This window comes from Thermoanaerobacter thermocopriae JCM 7501 (assembly GCF_001310975.1).
Classification (GTDB): domain Bacteria; phylum Bacillota; class Thermoanaerobacteria; order Thermoanaerobacterales; family Thermoanaerobacteraceae; genus Thermoanaerobacter; species Thermoanaerobacter thermocopriae.
On the sequence record NZ_BAZY01000022.1, the window covers coordinates 17,659 to 38,358 of the forward strand.

The following is a 20,700-nucleotide window of genomic DNA, read 5'->3' on the forward strand; positions in this document are numbered from 1 at the left end:
AGGGTATTGAAATTTTTATTAACCTATGATAAGATATCAAATGTAATAACTTGCCGAAGTGGTGGAATTGGCAGACGCGCTGGACTCAAAATCCAGTGGGGCTTACACCCCGTGTGGGTTCGACTCCCACCTTCGGCACCAGTTGAAAATGAAGGATTAGCCTCCTCAAGCGAATCCAGTGTTGCTGAGGAGGTTATTTTTATTTTACAGTAAAGCTTCGCAATCTATTTAATGCCGCAGCTATTTCATAAAGCCTCGGCAAAGCTAAATTACCAGGATGCTTACCATAAAAATGAGATACCACATCAAGTCCTTTTTTATTTATATCTTGATATACTTTTTCTAATATTTCTTTTATATTGCTTTTTTCATCTACATATTTATCGGCAATATATCGTATTATCTCCCCAATAGCATTTGTCTGACTTTTGTCTACTAATTGTTCTACATAATCCAATTCAATCTCTTGATATCCAAATTTAATAGTATCTTCGTCTTTTGATTTTATCTTTTTACCCTTTATTTCAAGTCCTTTTTTAAGAGGAACTCTTGGCTTTATAACTATAGGTTCACTATTTCCTTCGACTTTTCTATTCGTTTTGAATTCTTTGGCAATTTTCTTTGCCTCTTGTGTAACGTCATAGGGTCTGTAGTCGTGCATTTTAATTACGCAATCAGCAACATCAAAATAATCTCCACTGCCACCCATAACTAAAATCGTAGAAATACCCTTATCTTTATATAGCTGTTTTACTCTATCAATAAAAGGAGTTATAGGTTCTTCCTTTTTTGCAATCAGTTTTTGCATACGTGCATCTCTTATCATAAAGTTAGTAGCTGAAGTATCTTCGTCCAAAAGCAGCAAGCTGGTACCTATTTCTATCGCCTCAATAATATTTGCTGCTTGAGAAGTACTGCCACTGGCATTTTCGGTAGTAAACCTTGTAGTATCTATGTCGTTGGGCAAATTATTTATAAAAGGACTTATGTCTACTTTTTCTATTCTTCTGCCATCCTCCGCTCTTATTTTTACTGCATCAGCTACAGTTATAACAAACTCTCTGCCATCACCTGGTATGTGATTGTATACTCCTTTTTGAATAGCTTGTAACAAGGTAGACTTGCCATGATAACCGCCGCCCACAATAAGCGTAACTCCTTCGGGTATTCCCATCCCCGTTATCTCTCCTCGATTCGGAAGTTGAAACTTAACCCTCAAGCTATTCGGCGACTCAAAAGGTACTACATTACCGCCTTTTAAAGGTCTATCACTTATGCCGCTTTCTCTAGGAAGAATCGCACCATCAGCCACAAAAGCTACAAGCCCTTTTTCTTTTAGCTGACTTCTAAGGTAATCTTGGTCTTCCACTGTCTCAACCCATAGCCATATATCTTGTATATTGAGATTCTTTTTTAAAAGTCCTTTTTCTACAATTTGAGGTAAAAATTCAAGAAATATTCTTTTGGCACCACTGCTATTTATTCGTCTACCAAAAGCAGGAAGTCCTATGCTCAATCTTGCCTCTACGTAATCTTTATTAACTACCATTGCACTTCTTTTAATTATTTGTTGACCGCCTTTATCAATATAAATGTCCCCACTATGTCCTGTACCTTTTAAAGAAGGTAACTTTTTTATAACTTCAAAAGCTGACCTTATCAAAAAATCTTCTAAAGCAACTTGCCTTGAAGGATTGTTATACATAGAAAACTCAAAATCAGCTATATTTTGAGGCACTCTAATCCTTATCCTTGAAGGCGATGCAAAAGGATCTCCCTGAACATGGTCAATATACAGTATAAATTTTTCAAACTCATATTCCCCTTCAAGGTCTTTATAAGCTTTATACCCCTTTCCATCCATTTTATCAAGCTTTTTCTTAAGGTCTTCTTTTGTCATCTACAAACACTCCTTTGTTATAATTTTAATGCATTTTTTCTTATATTCTGACTTCCACTTTTATTAAAAATACATTCCTTTTACAAATTCATTTTGAAAATCTTCATGGGTTGATAGTTCTATATAGTTTATTTTATTTTGTAAATGTATTGCTCTTTTCAGTTCTTTATCAGAAAGCAATGCCATTATCGCACCAATCCCAGCACTATTGCCTACTTGAAGGATTTTGCCTTGAAGTTCCCTTGGCAAAAGCCTAATTGTTATCGCACTTTCAGGAAGAATGTAATTTCCAAATCCTCCTGCCAAAAAAACTTTTTTTATTTCATTTACATCAATACCTATTTCTTTTATCATGATGTTAATGCCAGCAAGTATGGCGCTTTTTGCCAGTTGTATTTGCCTTATATCTTTTTGTGTCACATATATTCCATTTTCTATTAAAAATGCCGGTTCACCTTTGTAAAGAGTTATCCTTTCTGCAATATCAACAGGTACATTTTTAACTTCTTCTTTAGACAAAAGCCTGCCAGTACTATCAACAATGCCATACTTCAAAAGTTCAGAAATAATATCTACAATACCGGAACCACATATTCCTTTAGCTTTTTTATTTCCTATTGTAGTATAAAAAGCTCTTTTACTAAAATCTACATGGTCTATAGCTCCTTCTACGCCATTTAGTCCAAAAGTTATTCCTGCTCCTTCAAAAGCAGGGCCTGCTGCAGCCGAAGAAGCAATAAGGTTATCTTTATTCCCCAATACCATCTCGCCGTTGGTTCCTATGTCTACAAGCAAGCATAGTTCGTCAGATTGGTCAATTTTGTTTGCCAAAACCGCTGCCACAGTATCTGCTCCTACATAAGAAGATATAAGCGGTAATGTTATTAAATATCCTTCCTTGTTTATCTCTATACCAATCTCTCTTGCTTTTATTTCTATCATTGACGTAAAAGTCGGCACATAAGGAGATATCGCTATATTCTTGGAAGATACATTTAAAAGGAAATGTATCATTGTAGGATTACCTACTGCCACAATTTCATGTATATCGCTTTTGTCTATAGAATTTTTTACACAAAACTCCTCTACAATTTCATTTATTTTATTTATTAGAGCTGAATGCAACTGATACAATCCTTGAGAATTAGTAATACTATAAGTTATTCTCGTTACAACATCAGCACCAAAAGTCCTTTGCGGATTTAAACATGAATATACATCTACTTCTTTCCCCTCATCTAAGTCATATAAATAAGCAGCAATAGTAGTAGTTCCTATATCTAATGCTATACCGTAATTGTATGGTTTCGAAGTGACCTCCTTAATCGAAATTATTTCATTTTTCCTAATAGTAATATTTACCTTATAATCATTTTCTTCTAAAACTTCAGGAAGATTCGTTAAAAACTTTAAAGGAACTTCTATTTCTCCACCTACAGCCTCTTTAATTTTTTTAACATAGTCATTTTGGTCATGTAAAGTTGGTTTTTTAATTTCTACTGTAGAAGTTTTTACGCGAGGATATAATTCAATACTTAACAAATCATTTTCTTTTGTCAATATTTTTGCTTTTTGCTCTTCAGAAAGTACCTTGACCTCTAAATCCCTATCTATCTCAACAAAACACGCAAGCCGAATGTTGTTTTTTATTTCTTTATCTGTCAAAAAGTATTTTTCATCATCAGAAATATCAATTTCCTCACTTAATATAACTTTACATTGACCACAAATCCGACTGCCACCACAAAAATTGTTAAGTTTTATTCCATTTTTAACAAGAACATGAAATAAATTTTCTCCTTTACTTACTTCAATAACTTTTGTGTTGCCACTAAAATGAACAGTTACTTTATATTTAGATTCACCAAAAGAATTTCTATAAATACAATCTTTAGCTTCACAATTATTGCAAACTGATTTATTTTCAAGTCTTTTCACGTTTTCCCCTACTCCACATACAAAAGACACTGTTTTTTGTGGTGTTATGATAAAACTGTGATTAATATTTACACCGATTTTTGAACTGTCCACAAGTTTGCAAATCACAGCCTGATTTTTTATGTCCCACTTATTTCCTGGGTAAAAAACATCTGTAACTTCTTTGCCATACTTTTCCGCGTTTTTTCTTACCTCTTTCCAAAAATTATCTGTCAATATTTCAAGGAACACGCCTGCAATAACATCTAAAATCATTCCTTTTGTGTAATTACTTTCTGAAAAATAATCATTTACCTTTTTATCTATTCTATCTCCCAGTGTAATGATTGCTAAAATTATATATTCCGCTTCTTTTAAATTTTTTACTATATAATCCCCAAAGAAATAATCTCCAGTTTTAAAGATTATTTTATTTTCTCTCTCATCAATATGAAAATTATCACATACTTGATGAATAATTTTGTAATCTATTAAATTTTGCGCTTCCGTAGTTGCTTCCTCAATTAAATATTGATCCACATCAAAATTCATGTTTTTCAACTTTTTTAATGATAAGTCCTTTACTCTTTGCACAACATCTTTACTAAGCATTTCCACACCTCATTAAAACGCATATTGTCATACCGTTTTGTTTATTATTATAAATTGCTATAGTAAAAATCGCAAATAAAATTTATACAGAAAACCTCTACTTATTACAAAAATGCATTTGACATTTCAGGGTTTTTCTCATACTATATAGTATAGTGTAATTAAAGACTAGATTAGCAGTTTAAAACTTTCTCTAAAAATATTTTTAAATTAACATAAAACTTATTATTGAAATTTACAGCAATATGTCTTATAATGAATTGAAATTATTTTTAAGGAAAGCAAAGCTCTGCAAAGCCTATGCCTTTGAATTACTTATATCAAGGTTTTAGGCTTTTATTCTGAGCCAAAACTTATGAAAGAAGGTGTTAGATGCGTTGAAAAAGTTTGATCAAGCCCAAACTCCTTTATTTGATGCCTTAATGGAATATGTAAACAACAATACTATCCCTTTTCACGTGCCAGGGCATAAAAAAGGTGTGGGAATGGCCAAAAAATTCTTAGATTTTGTAGGCAAAAATGTATTGTCAATGGATGTAACAGTGTTTCAGCAAGTAGATAGCTTGCACAAGCCTACTGGGCCAATTAAATATGCCCAAGAATTAGCAGCAGAAGCGTTTGGTGCCGACGCTACCTTTTTTTCTATTCATGGAACATCTGGTGCCATTCAAGCAATGATTTTAAGTGTAATGAGAGAAGACGAAAAAATAATTGTACCTCGAAATATTCATAAATCTGTAACGTCAGGAATTATATTAAGTGGTGCTATACCTGTTTATATGCAACCAGAAATTGATAAAAATATCGGTGTCGCATTAAATGTCACACCAGAAACAGTAGAAAGAACCTTAAGAGAGCATCCAGATGCAAAAGCTGTTTTAATAATAAATCCGACTTATTACGGAGTTTCTACCGATATAGTAAAAATTGCTGAAATTGTTCATGACTATGACGCTATACTCATGGTGGATGAAGCTCACGGACCACACCTTAAATTTAACGAAAAATTGCCTATTTCAGCGATGGAAGCAGGAGCTGATATCTGTGCACAGAGCACTCATAAGATTATTGGCTCAATGACGCAGAGCTCGATGCTTCACGTTAAAGGCGATAGAATTGATATTAATAGAGTAAAACAAGTAATGAGTTTACTCCAAACAACAAGTCCTTCGTATATATTGTTGGCTTCCTTAGATGTTGCAAGAATGCAAATGGCTACAGAAGGAAAAGAATTATTAGATAGAACAATAGAATTAGCAGAGTACGCTCGAAGAGAGATAAACAATATAAAAGGACTCTACTGTTTTGGTGAAGAAATTGTTGGCCGTGATGGAGCCTATGACTTTGACCCCACAAAAGTTACAATAACAGCTAAAGGCCTTGGAATAAGCGGCCATCAGTTAGAGAGAATATTGGCAGAAAGATATTATATACAACCTGAACTTTCAGATATGTATAATGTTTTATGTGTATTCTCTATTGGTGATACAAAGGAAAAAGTCGATTATCTCGTAAGGGCTTTAAGAGAAATAAGTGATGAATTATACAACGAAAACATTGAAATAGTAAAACCTATAGATATACCAGAAATACCAGAACAAGTAGTCTCACCAAGATATGCTTTTGGCTCCTCAACTGTATCATTACCTCTAAGAGAAAGTGTAGGGCAAATAAGTGCAGAATTTTTGATGGCTTATCCTCCAGGTATTCCAGTACTTTGCCCAGGAGAACGAATAACATCAGAAATTATAGAATATGTAGATAAAATGAAAGAAGCCAACTTAAGCATACAAGGCACCGAAGACCCGGAAGTAAATTATATAAAAGTAGTAAATGACCGGCAAGTTTTAAATGTAATAGCATAATGTTTTACTAAAAAAGGAGTATCTCCTATAAAAGATACTCCTTTTTAAAATCTCAGAATTGTATATTGCTTTTGCAAAAGTCATATTCGTGACATTAACTGATTGTTTATACATTTCTTTTATTTGCTTCTTTGCCTTTTCATTTATTGAGAAATTGATTTATAATACTCTTCAATTTCATCATATGTCATAGCCCCATTGCTAATTGCCCTTATGACCCCGTTTTTATCTATAAAATAAGACATAGGTATAAACTGAACTTGATAATCGTAAATAGTACTTAAGTCAGTATCCAGTAACACAGTAAATTCATATCCTTTCCCTTCTAAATACTGCTTAACTTTTGATGGACTTTCACCCAAATCTATCGCAAGTAAGACCGTATCACCTTTATGGTTTTTTATAAACTGATTTAAAGCAGGCATTTCAATTTTACAATAAGGCAAGTCGTCGCCCAAAAATTTAATATAACTTTTTTTCCTCTCAAACTCGACAAAGTCACAGTATTGCCATCTAAATCTTTTAACGTAAAATCTGGTGCTATATCTCCTACTTGATTCCCTATCTTAGGCTCACTTTGCTCAGTTGAATTTGCATTTGCATTTGAGCTTGTACTTTGTTCTTCATTATTGCTAGAAGTATTATTTTCTGCCGCTTGAGAATGGAAAGGTTGAGCACTTTTTGTATAATTATTCAGCACAAAAATAAGCGCCCCTATAACTATCACAGCAATTATAGTAAAAATTAGACTTTTATTTTTCACACTAACCACCTCTTAATAAAAATATCCACTTATTTTGATTAACATGTTAAAATATAAAAGAACTCCAAATATTATGAGAATAACCCCACTTATTACCTCAATATAAGGCAATATTTTATTAATCCTTTTGTACATACCTTTAAACTTGTCAATCAATAAGGCTGTAATTATAAAAGGTATACCAAGCCCCATGGAATACGCAAAAAGAAGTATCACACCTACATTTAATGTACTAACAGAACCAGCATACAACAATATCGAGGCGAGAATTGGCCCAACACAAGGTCCATCCTGCAGCAAAAGTTACACCCAGTACCAATGACCCTATATAACCAGTTTGTACGTTTTCCATGTTTATCAGCTTAATTTCCTTGTTTAAAAATAGTGGTCTAAAAATTCCAGTCATTTGAAGTCCAAAAAGCACAACTATTATCCCACTTACTTTTCTAAAAATATCTTTATACGCTAAAAACAGCTTTCCAATTTGACTTGCTGTCGCTCCCATTAGTACAAACACTATGCTAAAACCTAATACAAAAAGCAATAAATTTGTTAAATTATTCTTCTTGTTTCCAAAAATATAAGATACATAAGCAGGAATTAAAGGCAAAACACAGGGTGATAAAAAAGAAACAATTCCTGCTAAAAATGCAGTGTAAATTGGCACATCTACACCTCCCTCCCCTATAGGGTGACTATCAAATATTATATTACAATTTCAGTTATAGTACAATAAGGTATTTATCTATGTCCGTTTAAAGATACATAATAATTAATTTATTTTGTAGCATCTATAACCATTTTTACCTTTCCAGTTACTTTATCAGCCTGAAGTGCATCAGTAAAATGTACCTCGTATTTTACATTTCTAAGCTTCTTCTTAATCAAAAACTGGTTAAATTGCCTTTTGATTTCCTCTTCAACACCTTCCTTGGCATTAGGAAGTTTGACACAGTTCAATATAAGACTTTCATCACTTGTTTTAATAAACTGATATTCTTTTATTCCTTCAACATCAAGGTCATCAATAAAAAGAGGATGAAGAAAATCCCTACCACCACTTTCATTTTTAAACCACATCATCTCTTCTTCTCTTCCCACAACTCTTTTAATATGAGTATAAGGTAAATGGCCACGATAGTCTTTATCAAACCCCTCAACCACATCATTTAGTCGATAACGAATAAGAGGAAAAATTTTGTTATACAATGGGGTTATGATTAACCTTCCAAATTCATCAACTTCCACATAATTCATATCATCCATAAGGTACATACCTTCATACCAGCTTGCTCCGACACCTAAAAATATTGATTCTGTGCAACCATAATAATCTATCACGTCAGCATCAAAAACTGAGCTTAAATAATTGGAAATTTCTTTACTTAAAGGTTCTCCTCCTGTAATTATTTTTTTGGGTTTTATATTTATTTCGCCTCTTTGCTGCATGTCAGCCAATATTTTTATACATGAAGGATATCCAGCCAAATAGCTAGGATAAAAGTTTTTAATTTTTTCTTTCCAAGTCTCAATAGGCTCACTAACATTCAGCACAAGACTTTTAGCCCCATATTTCTTAATGCCATTCATAGCAAGTACAGTAGAAGCATAACCACTTCCCACAGAAGCCACATACAGTACTTTTATAGGAAAATCACGTAATCCAATTTCATTTTTGCCCCCAATGCTTATACGTACCATATTAGCTTCGATCATATCCAAAGCAACTCTATCATAAAGAAAATTGCATGGCTTACCTGTACTTCCAGAAGTATGAACAAGAATATATTTTCCCACCCTCACTAGTAACTCGCTGCTTTTCATTGCCATTTCTATTTCTTTGGGAGAAATATAATCAGTAACTATCTCAAAAAAATTATTTCTAACCATTTCTTTATCTATCACAGGTAATTCTTCAATGGGAATAGTGTCTAAAGCTTTATATTCTATTCCTGCGCTTTTATAGAGAGTTTTATAAAAATTACTGGAAGTATAGGCGTGTTTTATCATTTCTCTCATACGCTTATTGCTATATTCCATTATTTTTTCACGTGGCCATCTATTGTGGCTGTAAAGTTTAAGGCCCTTTAACATAATGCCTATCACGACCTATCTCCCCTTTTTAAAATAGCTCTTTTTAACTTGAAATAGTGAATGCCTTTATCTTTTCCTGACAATTGTATTAATTATATTATATCTCAATTACAAAATTTTGTTAAATAAAAATCGGCATCTAACTTTTCGCTCTTCAAATACAATAAAAAATAGCTTTCGCCTATCAGACAATCACCTCTATCTCTTTTAAATCTTCATCAGGTATAAGTGAGGCAGCCTCCTTGTCAATTATTATGGTTACATCAGGATGTAACGTTAAAACAGTAGAAGGTACCTTCGTAGTTAATTGACCTTTTATCGTTTCTTTTATCGCTTTGGCTTTATTTTTTCCAGAAGCCAAAAGGACAATCTTTTTCGCTTTCATGATACTTCCTAAGCCCATAGTAATCGCCTTTTTTGGTACTTCATCTGCGCTTTTAAAAAATCTTTTATTGGCATTTATTGTATCTTCTGTCAAAGTAACCACATGAGTTTTTGTATCTATACTTTCATCCGGCTCATTAAACCCTATATGTCCATTGACCCCAATCCCCAATATTTGTAAATCAATCCCACCTGCTTTTTCAATTTCCTCTTCATATCTTCTACACTCTTCTTCAAAGTCTAAAGCCACTCCATTGGGAATGTGAATATGTTCTTTCTTAATATTAACATGATGGAAAAAATTATGGAACATAAAATAATGATAGCTTTGAGGATGTTCTGCAGACAAGCCCACATATTCGTCCAAATTAAATGTAATAACATTGGAAAAATCTATTTCTCCTTTTTTATACATTTCAATTAAATACTTATACATTCCAAGAGGTGTAGAACCTGTAGCAAGCCCTAAAACAGTATTAGGCCTTTCTTTTATCTGTCTTTTGACAATTTCTGCCGCTTTTTTACTCATTTCTTTATAGTCTACAGTTATTATTACTTTCATTTTACGACCTCCTATAGCAAAATTAAGTTATTTGTATTTAAAAGGACATCTGCCACTGCCCCAATAGCAGCAGCATCTTCTCCAAGTTGAGCCATTTTAATGCCAAAATCAAAAGGCACAATTTTCTTTACTTTTTCTTTAATTTCATGAATAATATCAATTTCATAATTTAAGATGTCTCCTCCAATTATTATTGCTTCTGGGTTTAAAATGCTTACAATATTAGCGATACCCATGCTTAAATTTTTAATAAAACAAGACACAGCTTGTACACAAATAGGATTTTGTTCTTTAAATCCTTTTATCACACCCTCTATCGTATTTATATGAGGCAAATCTTTAGAAACTAATCCCACTAAAGCAGACAAAGAAGCTTTTCTTTCAAAATAGCTATAGTCCCCATAAGAATAGGTATTTTTAAAAACATCTTCTCCTGTAGCCATATACCCTACTTCTCCTGCAGCATAAGCATTACCTCTCAATAATTTACCATTTACGTATATCCCCGAACCTATACCATTTCCTATATTTATCAGCACAAAATTCTCTATTTCGCGGCAACAACCAATCCATCTTTCTCCCAGAGCAGCATAATTTACACTATTGTCAACATAGATGCTATAATTAAAAATTTTACTTAACTTTTTCTTTAATTCAAAATTATTCCATTTTAGTCCCGGCGCATTCACAACTCCTGTTTGTATATCCGTAATTCCAGGAAGGCCAATACCAATTCCTATTACATTTTTCCCACTTTTAAGCAGTTCTTGTATCCCATTTATAATTTCATTAAAGGCTTGCTCTCCAATGCTAGTTTGCCATTTTATCTTTTTTAAAATCTTACCATCCATGTTAGTCAAAACACCTATCGTGTTAGAAGACTCAACACTCATTCCCACAACAAATTTAGCATTAGGATTAAAAGAAAGCTGTATAGGCTTTCTCCCTACTGTCCCTTTTTCACTAAAACCGTTTTCTACTACCAATCCTTCCTCAATTAATTCATCTACAATAGCAGAAATAGTGGATTTGCTCATTTTTAAAACTTTAGATACTTCTATTCTTGATATAGGCTGCCTTTTCTTTATGACATCTAAAACATTAGCCTTATTGATATTCTTAATCAACCCAGAAGTACCTTTAGTATAGCCTTTCAATATATCGCCTCCATTAGTTCACTACCTGAACTAATTGTTCAAAAAAATTAGTTCGACTATCGAACATTTTACTACAATTATTATATCATAACAATTTGAAAAATGTAAATAACAAAATTGTATCTTTTTTTGCCAAACTTTTCTGATTATTTTTCTTCAAGTCTCTTTTTTCGTTCCAGATATTCTTCCTCGCTTATTTCTCCTCTTGCATATCTTTCTTTTAAAATTTCTATCGCATCCTTCTCTTTGTTTCTATTTTTTGTGCCTCGAAATAATAATACAATAAGATATATTGCAGCAACTATTAAACCTATCTCTATTGCCATCCAGACAATATTCCAAATAAATCCACCTATTCCATATCCCCAGCCCCAACCATACATCATTCTCATCATAATGTTATTCCTCCTTTCTTCCTTTCAAAATAATTATACACCGCCATTATGAAAAACTTATGAACCAGTTTTTATAGGGGAATTTTAACAGTAAACTTGCTCCCTTTATTTATCTCGCTTTCAACGTTTATTTTGCCTCCATGAGCTAATACTATGGCTTTTACAATTGAAAGACCTATTCCACTTCCACCTGTTTCACGATTTCTTGATTTTTCTCCTCTGTAAAACCTTTCAAAGATAAAAGGAATATCATCTTTGGATATACCCATTCCATTATCTTCTATTACGAATACCGCATAATCGCCTTCTTTATAAAAGTCTATTTTTATTTTGCCACCTACAGGAGTATATTTATTTGAATTTGATATTAGGTTAACAAAGACCTGTGCTATCCTGTCCTTATCACCAAACAACATAATGTTATCTTCTATGTTCTTTACAACTTCTTGTTCTTTTTCAGCAAAAGATGCTTCAAAATTTGTTAAAATGTTCTTTACTAATTCGCTTACGTTAAATTTGATTTTATTAAGCTTTAACATGTCAGATTCAAATTTATTCAATGTTTCAAGGTCTTTTACAATGTTTATAAGTCTTAAGACTTCTTCATTTAAACTCTTTAGTCTTTCATACGTAGGCTGCCAAACCCCATCAAGCATTGCTTCAATATGACTCTGCAATGTTGTCAATGGTGTTCTAAGCTCATGTGCAATGTCAGAGGTCATTTGTTTTCTTAGTATTTCTTGATTTTTTAAAGATTCTCCAAGATGGTTTATTGCAGCTGTGAGCTTAAATAGTTCTTCTTCTTTAGGTATATCATATACCTTTGCAGTAAAATCACCTTTTTCAAGCTTTTTAGCAACTTCCGTAATATTAACTAACGGTCTTGTAATATAATTCGACACATAAATACTTATAATCAATGCTATAAAAATAGCTATCACCGTTGCTATAACATTATATCTACTAATGTCATATAAAAACTTAAAATCCAAGTCGCTCATCATCATCGGCCCATAATAAATTATATCCACATACCCTACTGTTTTTCATCCACAATGATGGGAAGAGTTTTTTCAGAAATATTTTTCTTATTCCATTTTCCCATCATATTCATCATGTGTGCCATCGAAGAAAAATCCCATATAATTTTGCCATCTTTATCTCTAAGCCTTAACCCATATCCCTCCATCATAGCAGCATGAGCAATTTCACGCCCTGTTGTACTTTTCCAGCCCCCCTCAGATTTATACACTGCAGCAAGAGTATTGGCTATATTGCTAAATTCCTTATCTGTTGACTTTGTAACATAATTTCCAAAGCTATTTATTATTAAGATGTTTGTTGTAATACTTACAATAACAATCGATATAAGAGCTATTGAAATAAATACAATAGCCGTCCTTGTTTTTAAATTATTTTTAAACATCTCCATCACCAAATTTATATCCAACGCCATATACTGTTTTAATGTACATTGGATTTTTTGTATCGTCTTCAATTTTTTGTCTTAAATTTTTAATATGCGCATCAATTGTCCTGTCATAACCTTCATAGTCAAATCCCATAACTTTTTCAATTAATTCTTCTCGTGTAAAGACCCTATTTGGATTGCGAATTAAAAACTTTAAAATTTTAAATTCGTTTGGAGTGAGATTTACAACCACTCCTTTTTTCTTCACAGTGTGTGCTTTAAAATCGACCACAAGGTCATCATTATTAAAAGATATTACTTCAGCAAGAGGTACATCATCTGTTGTTCTTCTTAATATTGCTTTTACTCTCATAACCAATTCACGTGGGCTGAATGGTTTTGTAAGATAGTCATCAGCACCTATAGAAAATCCATTAATTTTATCACTTTCTTGAACTTTTGCTGTAAGCATCAATATCGGAACATTGGAAAACTGCCGTATCTTCTTGCACAGTTCCTCTCCTGAAATACCTGGCAACATGAGGTCCAATATAACAAGATTTGGTTTTTCTTTTTTGAATGTATCTAAAACGTTATTGCCATTAGTTTCAGTAATAACACTAAATCCCTCACGCTCAAGATATGACTTTACAACTTCCAGTATTTTTATTTCGTCATCAACAACAAGTATTTTTTTATCCATCTTTTATCACTCCTTTGTATTTTATTGTAAAATTATAAAAAACTCATGAATAAAGAATGTGATAAACCTATTTATTTCTTATTATACATCTTATTATACATCACATCACGGTTATAATAATAATCTATACACCTATTTTTAGACCTAACAGTAGTTATATATTTTCTCTTCATATTTTCTTCAAAAGTAAGTTTTAAAATAAAGTTGAAAAGAGGTTAACAATTTTTTTGATAAATAATTTCAATGAAAGGAGTTGAAAAGATGTTGTGTCTTATATTAATCTTGGCAATTGGCTTTTATTTGTACAAAACAGGTGACCTGCAAAGAATAATTAATAATTTAAATGCAGACAAAGATTGCCAAGCGAATGAACCAAAGAAAATACTTGATATACGTTTAGCCAAGGGAGAAATTACAGTAGAAGAATATAACAAATTAAAAAGTATTTTGTAAAATATAAATATTTGGAGAGGAGGACAAATTATGTTTGGAGGATATATGATGGGTGGTTTAGGTCGTTGGTTTGGAGGATACTATCCTTGTGGTTATGGAACTTGGTTCGGTGGTGGACTTACCAATATATTGTTCTTGATTTTAATAGGTGTAGTAATTTACTGGCTAGTAAAACAGATTAGAAATGTTAACTTTTTTAAAAAGCACGATACAGATCCTAACAATGAAGCATTAGAAATTGCCAAGTTAAGGTATGCTCGCGGTGAAATTACTTCAGACGAATATACAGAAATAGTAAAAATGTTAAAAAAATAAACTAAATGATGTGACATTATTCTTGTTTGTATTGCTCCTATTGACATTTTATGATAAATTTTTTACAATATATTGAGTAAAGGGGAGTAGTTCGCATAGTTTATATGCGGTAAAGTCAACATATCGGGAAACCCTGGCTTTACCTGAAAGAACGAGACCTTTACATAATATGTTTTACATATTATGTAAAGGTCCAATTTATTTAAAGGGCAAATATAATAGTCGGGGAGGCAATAAAATGGAAGCACTTATCACATCATTTGTCCTTATCTTTACTTCTGAGATGGGAGATAAGTCACAGCTCATGTCAATGGCTTTTGCTACTCTTTTTAAAGTAAGGACTGTTCTTATAAGCATATTTATCGCTGCCTTAATAAACAATGGCATTGCTGTGATATTTGGTTCATATATCACCGAATATATTCCCATTTTTTATATAAAACTTTTAGCCGCTTTATTATTTCTGTTTTTTGGCATTACAACTCTGTTAGAAGAAGAAGCAAAACAAGAAAAAATAAAAAATTCAAAATACGGTCCTTTTGCAACTATTATAAGTACATATGTATTCTCAGAATTGGGAGACAAAACACAATTAGCTGCTATAGCTTTGACTGCATCATATAACAGTCCTCTATATATATTAATAGGCACCACTCTGGAATATTTTTAGCAGATGTATTAGGAATAATTGTAGGCATTTATTTTAATAAAAGAATCCCTTCAAAATATTTAAAATATCTATCTTCTTTCATATTCCTCGCCTTTGGTCTTTCTACTTTGTATAAATTATTTTTCTAAATCAAAAACGGGTACTTATATTGTACCGTTTTTGACCCTCTCATCGGAAATTTCACCTGCCGTAACAAAAAACCATATTACCTATTCTTGCCGCTATAGGAAGTGACCACAGCCACGCATTTGTAGCACTCTGGTCAAAATAATACAAGGCTCCATTTGTTGGGTCAACACCACTTAACGCTTCTCTTGCCGCACTTATAGCATCAGCTGAGGCAGGTCTATTTATCCAGCCATTTAGTACAGGAGTAAATTGATAATTACCGTAATCATCAACGTGGTATATTACGTCTTTTATAGTATTAGGGAAAATGCTACTTTTAACTCTGTTTATTACTACTGCTGCAACAGCTACTTTTGCCTTATAAGGTTCACCGTCTGCTTCTGCTGTAACAAGGCGCGCAAGGAGGTCAAATTCCTCTTTTGTGTATGGTATTACACCCCTTTCAATAGAACCTCTACTGACATCCTGATATGTCCTAGAAGAAGTAGCACTGGGTATAATAAAGACTTGTCCAGGATATATTATGTCGCTTTTATATCCATTCGCAGATTTGAGCATATCAACAGTAATGCCGTATTTTTTAGCAATTAAATACAAGCTGTCACCTTTTTGAACAACATATGTGTTATCGCTACCTGGCACTTGCAAAACTTGTCCTGGGTATATTATTATACTTCGAAGACCATTTAAAGCCATCAGCTTAGTATATGTAGTTCCGTATCTTTGACTTATGCCCCATAGAGTGTCACCAGGTTTAACTGTATAAGTTGCGGCAAATACTGATTGAAAAATAAACAATCCGGCTATAATTGATGCGATGAGAGGTTTGACCTTGATGTAAAGATTAAACATGCTGTTTCCCCCTTTCGCCTCCGAGGTTAGTTGACGGGTTCGGGTGAGGGCCACCCTACCACAAAGTGGATTCACCCCAATTTAATTCCCCCGTACCCTTATCGGGGATTCGGCATATTTTTAACTAAATTATAGCCGGATATTTAATTTGTGTCTATATTAAACTGGTGGAAAGACAGGTACTTACTGGCATTCACTATATCCACAGAAAGGACAAAAAACACAACCTCCTTCATGAACCAATTTAGCGCCGCAATCCGGACATGTAAACACATTTACATTATTTTGATCAGCTTTATTTTCTTTCAACTGTGTTTTATTTTCTGCTACTCCGTTTTTCATTTCAATCACTCCTATATATTGTTGTACTAGTATAATAACATACAATATATAGGAATTCAAGATCAAATTTTGATAAAAAATAACATTATCCTATTTTTATAATATATCGAAGGTTTTATAAAAATCTGGATACGAAATATTTACACATTCAGCATTTTTTATCTTAGTTTCTCCTTCTGCCATAAGTCCAGCAACCCACAAAGACATAGCAATCCTGTGGTCGTTGTAACTTTCCACTGTATTTCCTCTCAAAAATCCTGTACCTTCTATAATCATCCCATCCTCCCTTTCAAAAATTTTTGCCCCCATTTTCTTGAGTTCTGAAGTGATTGTATTTATTCTATTGCTTTCTTTTACTTTTAACTCCTCGGCATCTTTTATCACTGTTTTCCCTTCTGCGAAGACTGCTGCAACTGCTATTACTGGAATCTCATCAATAAGCCTTGGAATAAGACTTCCTCCAATCTCAATTCCTTTTAGCCTTGAAGTCTTAACTGTTATATCCGCTACTTTTTCATTGTTTATAGTTCTTTCATTTGTCAAGACAATGTCTCCCCCCATTTTTTCTATCACATCGATAATACCAGTTCTTGTAGGATTCACATTTACATTCTTTATAGTAACCTCCGAATTTGGAACGAGAGTTGCAGCAACAATAAAATATGCTGCTGACGATATATCCCCCGGTACAACAATTTTCTGCCCTTGTAATTTGTAACCAGGATAACAGGTTATTTTTGTACCATTTACATCCACTTTAGCACCAAAAGAACTAAACATGAGTTCCGTGTGATTTCTTGAAGGGTAGGGCTCTTCAATAATCGTTTTATCATCAGCGTAAAGGCTTGCTAACATTATGCTGGATTTAACCTGCGCACTGGCAATTGGCATTTTGTAATATATGCCTTTAAGTTTGTTCCCAAAAACCGTAAGAGGTGCAAAATTTCCTTCCCTTGCTTCTATTTTCGCTCCCATCATACTAAGAGGAGTTATCACTCTTCCCATTGGGCGTCTCTTTATAGATTCATCACCTGTAACGGTAGTCTCAAATTTTTGACCAGAAAGAATACCCATCAAAAGCCTAATGGTAGTACCCGAATTTCCTACATCAAGAATTTTTTCGCTTTTATTTAAATAAAGCCCCTTTCCATAAACTTTAACGTTTGTTCCTTTTAATTCAACATCAACTCCTAAATTCCTCATACAATTAATAGTAGATATACAATCTTCTCCTAAAAGAAAATTTTCAATCTCTGTAATTCCCTCTGCAATTGACCCAATCATTACAGCTCTGTGAGATATTGACTTGTCCCCTGGAACAGAGATAACACCTTTTAAAAATTTTTTCTTTTTAACTTCAATATCCATAACAACACCTCAAGTTATAGTGTTTCGATATTTTCTTGCATCTTCAAGAAATTTTTGTATACTGTCAATATCATCATTTTCTAAATAACAAATAAAGTCACTTAGGACTTCCTTGTAATTTTTTAGTAAGTCCAAAATAATTTCTTTGTTTGTGCAAATTATGTCTTTCCATATTTCAGTCTGAGACAAGGCAATTCGCGTAGTATCTTTAAACCCACCAGCTGCGTATTTAAAAGCTTCACTGCATTTATGATAAGCAAAATTTGTAAGTATAGCAGAAATTATATGAGGTACATGGCTTATAACTCCTACAATGGCATCGTGTTTATTATAATCCATAATTACCGGTTTCGCACCTATTTTTATTATCACTTCATCTATAAATAATTCCAAAATATCTTCCTTTACAATATCAGAAGGTGTCAACAAATAATTTGAATTGACAAATAAATCTGCATCAGCGTTATCATAACCTGCTTTCTCTGTGCCAGCCATAGGATGACCCCCGATGAAAAAAATTTCATCGGGTAAAATTTTTGCACCTCTTCCATTATGACTTTTTTTGTACTTCCAACGTCCGTTACAATGCAGCCTCTTTTTAAATAAGGAATTATATTTTTTACGCTTTCAACAACTTTTCCAACAGGTGTGCATATAAAAACTACATCAGTATCTACTTGAAAATCAAGGTGTGTCATACCATAAGAAATTACTCCCTCTTCCAACGCTTTGCGTAAATTGTCTCTGTTTATATCAACAGCAATAATATTTATATCTGTATATTTTTTTAGTGCTTTTGCCAATGACCCTCCTATAAGACCCAATCCTATAATAACCGCTTTTCTTATCATGAAAAATCCCGTCCTACCGCTTTAGCAATAACCTTTATATCCTCACACAAAGCCTCAAAATTTTCAGGAGTAAGAGATTGAGCCCCATCAGATAAAGCATTTTTGGGATCGGGATGTACCTCAATAATGAGACCATCAGCTCCTGCTGCTATAGCAGCTTTAGCCATAGGAGCTACAAGGTCCCATTTACCAGTGCCATGACTAGGGTCAACAACTATAGGTAAGTGGCTTAATTTTTTTATGGCTGGAACTGCACTTAAATCTAAGGTATTTCGCGTATAAGTTTCAAAAGTCCTTATTCCTCTTTCACAAAGGATAACGTCCTTATTGCCTTCATTTAGAATATACTCAGCAGCACTTAGCCATTCTCCTAATGTTGCAGCAAGCCCTCTCTTCAATAACACAGGCTTATTTATTTTACCTACTGCTTTAAGTAATGAGAAATTCTGCATATTTCTCGCACCTATCTGAAGAACATCAGCATATTGCGCCACCAGTTCAACTGAATGAACATCCATGACTTCTGTCACAATCTTGAGTCCGGTAAGCTGCTTTGCTTCCTGAAGCATTTTTAAGCCTTCTTCTTCAAGCCCTTGGAAGGAATAAGGAGATGTTCTCGGTTTAAATGCCCCTCCTCTTAAAAATTGAGCTCCTGCTTTTTTAACCGCCATAGCACTTTCAAAGAGTTGCTCTCTGCTTTCTACTGCACAAGGTCCTGCCATTATAACTATGTTGCTTCCACCTATTTTTACCCCTTCTACTTCCACAATGGTGGGCTCTGGTTTAAAAATTCTGCTGGCCAGTTTGTAAGGTTCTACAATAGGAATAACTTTTTCAACACCTTCCATCATTTCAATAGCCTTACCTTCCAATTTTTTCTTATCTCCAATGACACCTATGACTATCTTTTCCTCACCTTTTGAAATGTGGTAACCTAAACCGAGAGATGTTAAAAGATTTGTAATATCAGAGATTTGCTTATCAGTAGCATCAATATTCATAACAATTACCATTTCCAATTCCTCCATTCTACCGTTCTACTTAAATTTAGGATATGAACCTAACACTTTTAAAAAATCCGTTCTACTTTTTAACTCTTCTAAGGCACTCTTTACTATTTCATCTTCTCTATGCCCCTCAATGTCCACCCAAAAAACATATTCCCCAAGTTTTTTCCTTGAAGGTCGTGACTCTATTTTCGTCATATTGATTTCTTTGTTGGCCAAAACCCCTAAAGCGTTATATAAACTGCCTGGAACATTTGGAACAGAAAAAACTATTGACGTCTTGTCTTTCCCTGTGATAACCCCGTCCTTTTGAGAAAGGACCAAAAACCTTGTATAATTTTCTTTTACATCTTGTATGTCCCTATCAATTATTCTCATGCCGTAAATAACGGCTGCTCTTTCAGGGCCTATCGCCACTACCCCAGGTTTAGATTTGACACCTAAGACTGCTTGAGCAGTACTGTCTGTAGCTTTTACTTCCGCATTGGGAAATTTTTTAAATATATATTCCCTACACTGAGCAATTGCCTGCTGATGAGAAAGTATGCAATGTACATCTTTAAATTCAACTGGAACATCCGAAATCAAGCAATGAGAAATAGGTATTATCACTTCTCCTTTTATCATTATCCCATTTGCGTCGTTTATCAGCATATCTACAGCAACATTTACAGAACCTTCAATAGAGTTTTCAATAGGAATTACTGCCTCTTCGCACAAGCCATCGCTTATGCAATTTATGACCTCCGGAATGGTGTTAAACTCTACAACTTCACAATTTTTAACACTTTGTGTGTATTTTATGACAGCTTCTTCAGAAAATGTTCCTTTAGGACCAAATAGCCAATTTTCATCCAACACCCCCTCAACTTATAATATTGGTGATATTTTAATACTTTGCATAAGTAAAGTCAAGTAAATTTTTCATAAATTCTAAAAAAGATGAAGAA

Annotated in this window: 15 protein-coding genes, 1 tRNA gene, 5 pseudogenes and 1 riboswitch; of the genes and pseudogenes, 5 read left to right on the forward strand and 16 right to left on the reverse strand. The window is 33.3% G+C overall.

What is annotated here, in order from left to right; all coding sequences use genetic code 11:
- Positions 1-52 precede the first annotated feature (52 nt).
- Positions 53-141: transfer RNA gene (locus JCM7501_RS08830), tRNA-Leu, on the forward strand.
- Positions 142-199: 58 nt separating this feature from the next.
- On the opposite strand, the gene JCM7501_RS08835 is transcribed toward JCM7501_RS08830, so the two are convergent.
- Both JCM7501_RS08835 and JCM7501_RS08840 read right to left on the reverse strand, forming a co-directional pair.
- A complete protein-coding gene (locus JCM7501_RS08835; protein ID WP_028992263.1) occupies positions 200-1,900 on the reverse strand; it encodes an ABC-ATPase domain-containing protein in 1,701 nt (566 codons plus the stop codon).
- A gap of 63 nt (positions 1,901-1,963) precedes the next feature.
- Entirely contained in the window at positions 1,964-4,429 is a 2,466-nt protein-coding gene (locus JCM7501_RS08840; protein ID WP_013150223.1) for an ASKHA domain-containing protein, read from the reverse strand.
- Between the two features lie 377 nt (positions 4,430-4,806).
- Here JCM7501_RS08840 and JCM7501_RS08845 point away from each other — a divergent pair, with 377 nt between their 5' ends.
- Positions 4,807-6,294: an aminotransferase class I/II-fold pyridoxal phosphate-dependent enzyme gene (locus tag JCM7501_RS08845; protein ID WP_028992264.1), complete on the forward strand. Its 1,488-nt coding sequence runs from the start codon at positions 4,807-4,809 to the stop codon at positions 6,292-6,294.
- Between the two features lie 143 nt (positions 6,295-6,437).
- On the opposite strand, the pseudogene JCM7501_RS08850 reads toward JCM7501_RS08845, so the two are convergent.
- From JCM7501_RS08850 to JCM7501_RS08885, 8 genes and pseudogenes are all read right to left on the reverse strand, one after another.
- Positions 6,438-7,057 (reverse strand): annotated as a pseudogene (locus JCM7501_RS08850) (TlpA family protein disulfide reductase).
- Positions 7,058-7,069: 12 nt separating this feature from the next.
- A pseudogene (locus JCM7501_RS08855) lies at positions 7,070-7,724 on the reverse strand (cytochrome c biogenesis CcdA family protein).
- A gap of 110 nt (positions 7,725-7,834) precedes the next feature.
- On the reverse strand, positions 7,835-9,163 hold the full coding sequence (locus tag JCM7501_RS08860; protein WP_028992267.1) for a phenylacetate--CoA ligase family protein: 1,329 nt from the start codon (positions 9,161-9,163) through the stop codon (positions 7,835-7,837).
- A gap of 172 nt (positions 9,164-9,335) precedes the next feature.
- Positions 9,336-10,097 (reverse strand): glucosamine-6-phosphate deaminase, encoded by a 762-nt coding sequence (gene nagB, locus JCM7501_RS08865; RefSeq protein ID WP_028992268.1) that lies wholly within the window; start codon positions 10,095-10,097, stop codon positions 9,336-9,338.
- Between the two features lie 11 nt (positions 10,098-10,108).
- Positions 10,109-11,254 (reverse strand): ROK family transcriptional regulator, encoded by a 1,146-nt coding sequence (locus JCM7501_RS08870; RefSeq protein ID WP_028992269.1) that lies wholly within the window; start codon positions 11,252-11,254, stop codon positions 10,109-10,111.
- A gap of 146 nt (positions 11,255-11,400) precedes the next feature.
- Positions 11,401-11,649, reverse strand: a complete 249-nt coding sequence (locus tag JCM7501_RS08875; protein WP_012995056.1) for an SHOCT domain-containing protein — start codon at positions 11,647-11,649, stop codon at positions 11,401-11,403.
- A 71-nt stretch (positions 11,650-11,720) separates the two neighbouring features.
- Positions 11,721-13,105, reverse strand: a pseudogene (locus tag JCM7501_RS08880) (sensor histidine kinase).
- On the reverse strand, positions 13,068-13,763 hold the full coding sequence (locus JCM7501_RS08885) for a response regulator transcription factor (protein ID WP_028992271.1): 696 nt from the start codon (positions 13,761-13,763) through the stop codon (positions 13,068-13,070). Before JCM7501_RS08885 ends, JCM7501_RS08880 begins: the two are co-directional and overlap by 38 nt.
- A 264-nt stretch (positions 13,764-14,027) precedes the next feature.
- On the opposite strand from JCM7501_RS08885, the gene JCM7501_RS08890 reads away from it, so the two are divergent.
- The 3 genes from JCM7501_RS08890 to JCM7501_RS08900 all read left to right on the forward strand — a co-directional run bounded on the left by JCM7501_RS08890 (position 14,028) and on the right by JCM7501_RS08900 (position 15,201).
- Complete coding sequence (locus tag JCM7501_RS08890) at positions 14,028-14,216, forward strand: SHOCT domain-containing protein (protein ID WP_028992272.1); 189 nt, start codon at positions 14,028-14,030, stop codon at positions 14,214-14,216.
- 30 nt (positions 14,217-14,246) lie between these two features.
- The gene (locus JCM7501_RS08895) at positions 14,247-14,531 is read left to right on the forward strand and encodes an SHOCT domain-containing protein (RefSeq protein WP_012995052.1); all 285 of its coding nucleotides are present in this window, start codon (positions 14,247-14,249) and stop codon (positions 14,529-14,531) included.
- A 238-nt stretch (positions 14,532-14,769) separates the two neighbouring features.
- Positions 14,770-15,201, forward strand: coding sequence for a TMEM165/GDT1 family protein (locus JCM7501_RS08900; RefSeq protein WP_322785892.1), 432 nt, complete (start codon positions 14,770-14,772; stop codon positions 15,199-15,201).
- A gap of 180 nt (positions 15,202-15,381) precedes the next feature.
- Here JCM7501_RS08900 and JCM7501_RS08905 read toward each other — a convergent pair whose 3' ends face one another.
- From JCM7501_RS08905 to pheA, 6 genes and pseudogenes are all read right to left on the reverse strand, one after another.
- Positions 15,382-16,182 (reverse strand): cell wall hydrolase, encoded by an 801-nt coding sequence (locus tag JCM7501_RS08905; protein WP_028992273.1) that lies wholly within the window; start codon positions 16,180-16,182, stop codon positions 15,382-15,384.
- Positions 16,183-16,307: riboswitch (cyclic di-AMP (ydaO/yuaA leader) on the reverse strand.
- 58 nt (positions 16,308-16,365) lie between these two features.
- Positions 16,366-16,524, reverse strand: coding sequence for a hypothetical protein (locus tag JCM7501_RS13170; protein ID WP_169303715.1), 159 nt, complete (start codon positions 16,522-16,524; stop codon positions 16,366-16,368).
- Positions 16,525-16,620: 96 nt separating this feature from the next.
- Positions 16,621-17,892: a 3-phosphoshikimate 1-carboxyvinyltransferase gene (gene aroA, locus JCM7501_RS08910; protein ID WP_028992274.1), complete on the reverse strand. Its 1,272-nt coding sequence runs from the start codon at positions 17,890-17,892 to the stop codon at positions 16,621-16,623.
- Between the two features lie 9 nt (positions 17,893-17,901).
- Positions 17,902-18,743: pseudogene (locus JCM7501_RS08915) on the reverse strand (prephenate dehydrogenase).
- Positions 18,740-19,756 (reverse strand): 3-deoxy-7-phosphoheptulonate synthase, encoded by a 1,017-nt coding sequence (gene aroF / locus JCM7501_RS08920; protein ID WP_028992275.1) that lies wholly within the window; start codon positions 19,754-19,756, stop codon positions 18,740-18,742. Before aroF ends, JCM7501_RS08915 begins: the two are co-directional and overlap by 4 nt.
- Positions 19,757-19,780: 24 nt before the next feature.
- A pseudogene (gene pheA, locus JCM7501_RS08925) lies at positions 19,781-20,604 on the reverse strand (prephenate dehydratase).
- Positions 20,605-20,700 lie beyond the last annotated feature (96 nt).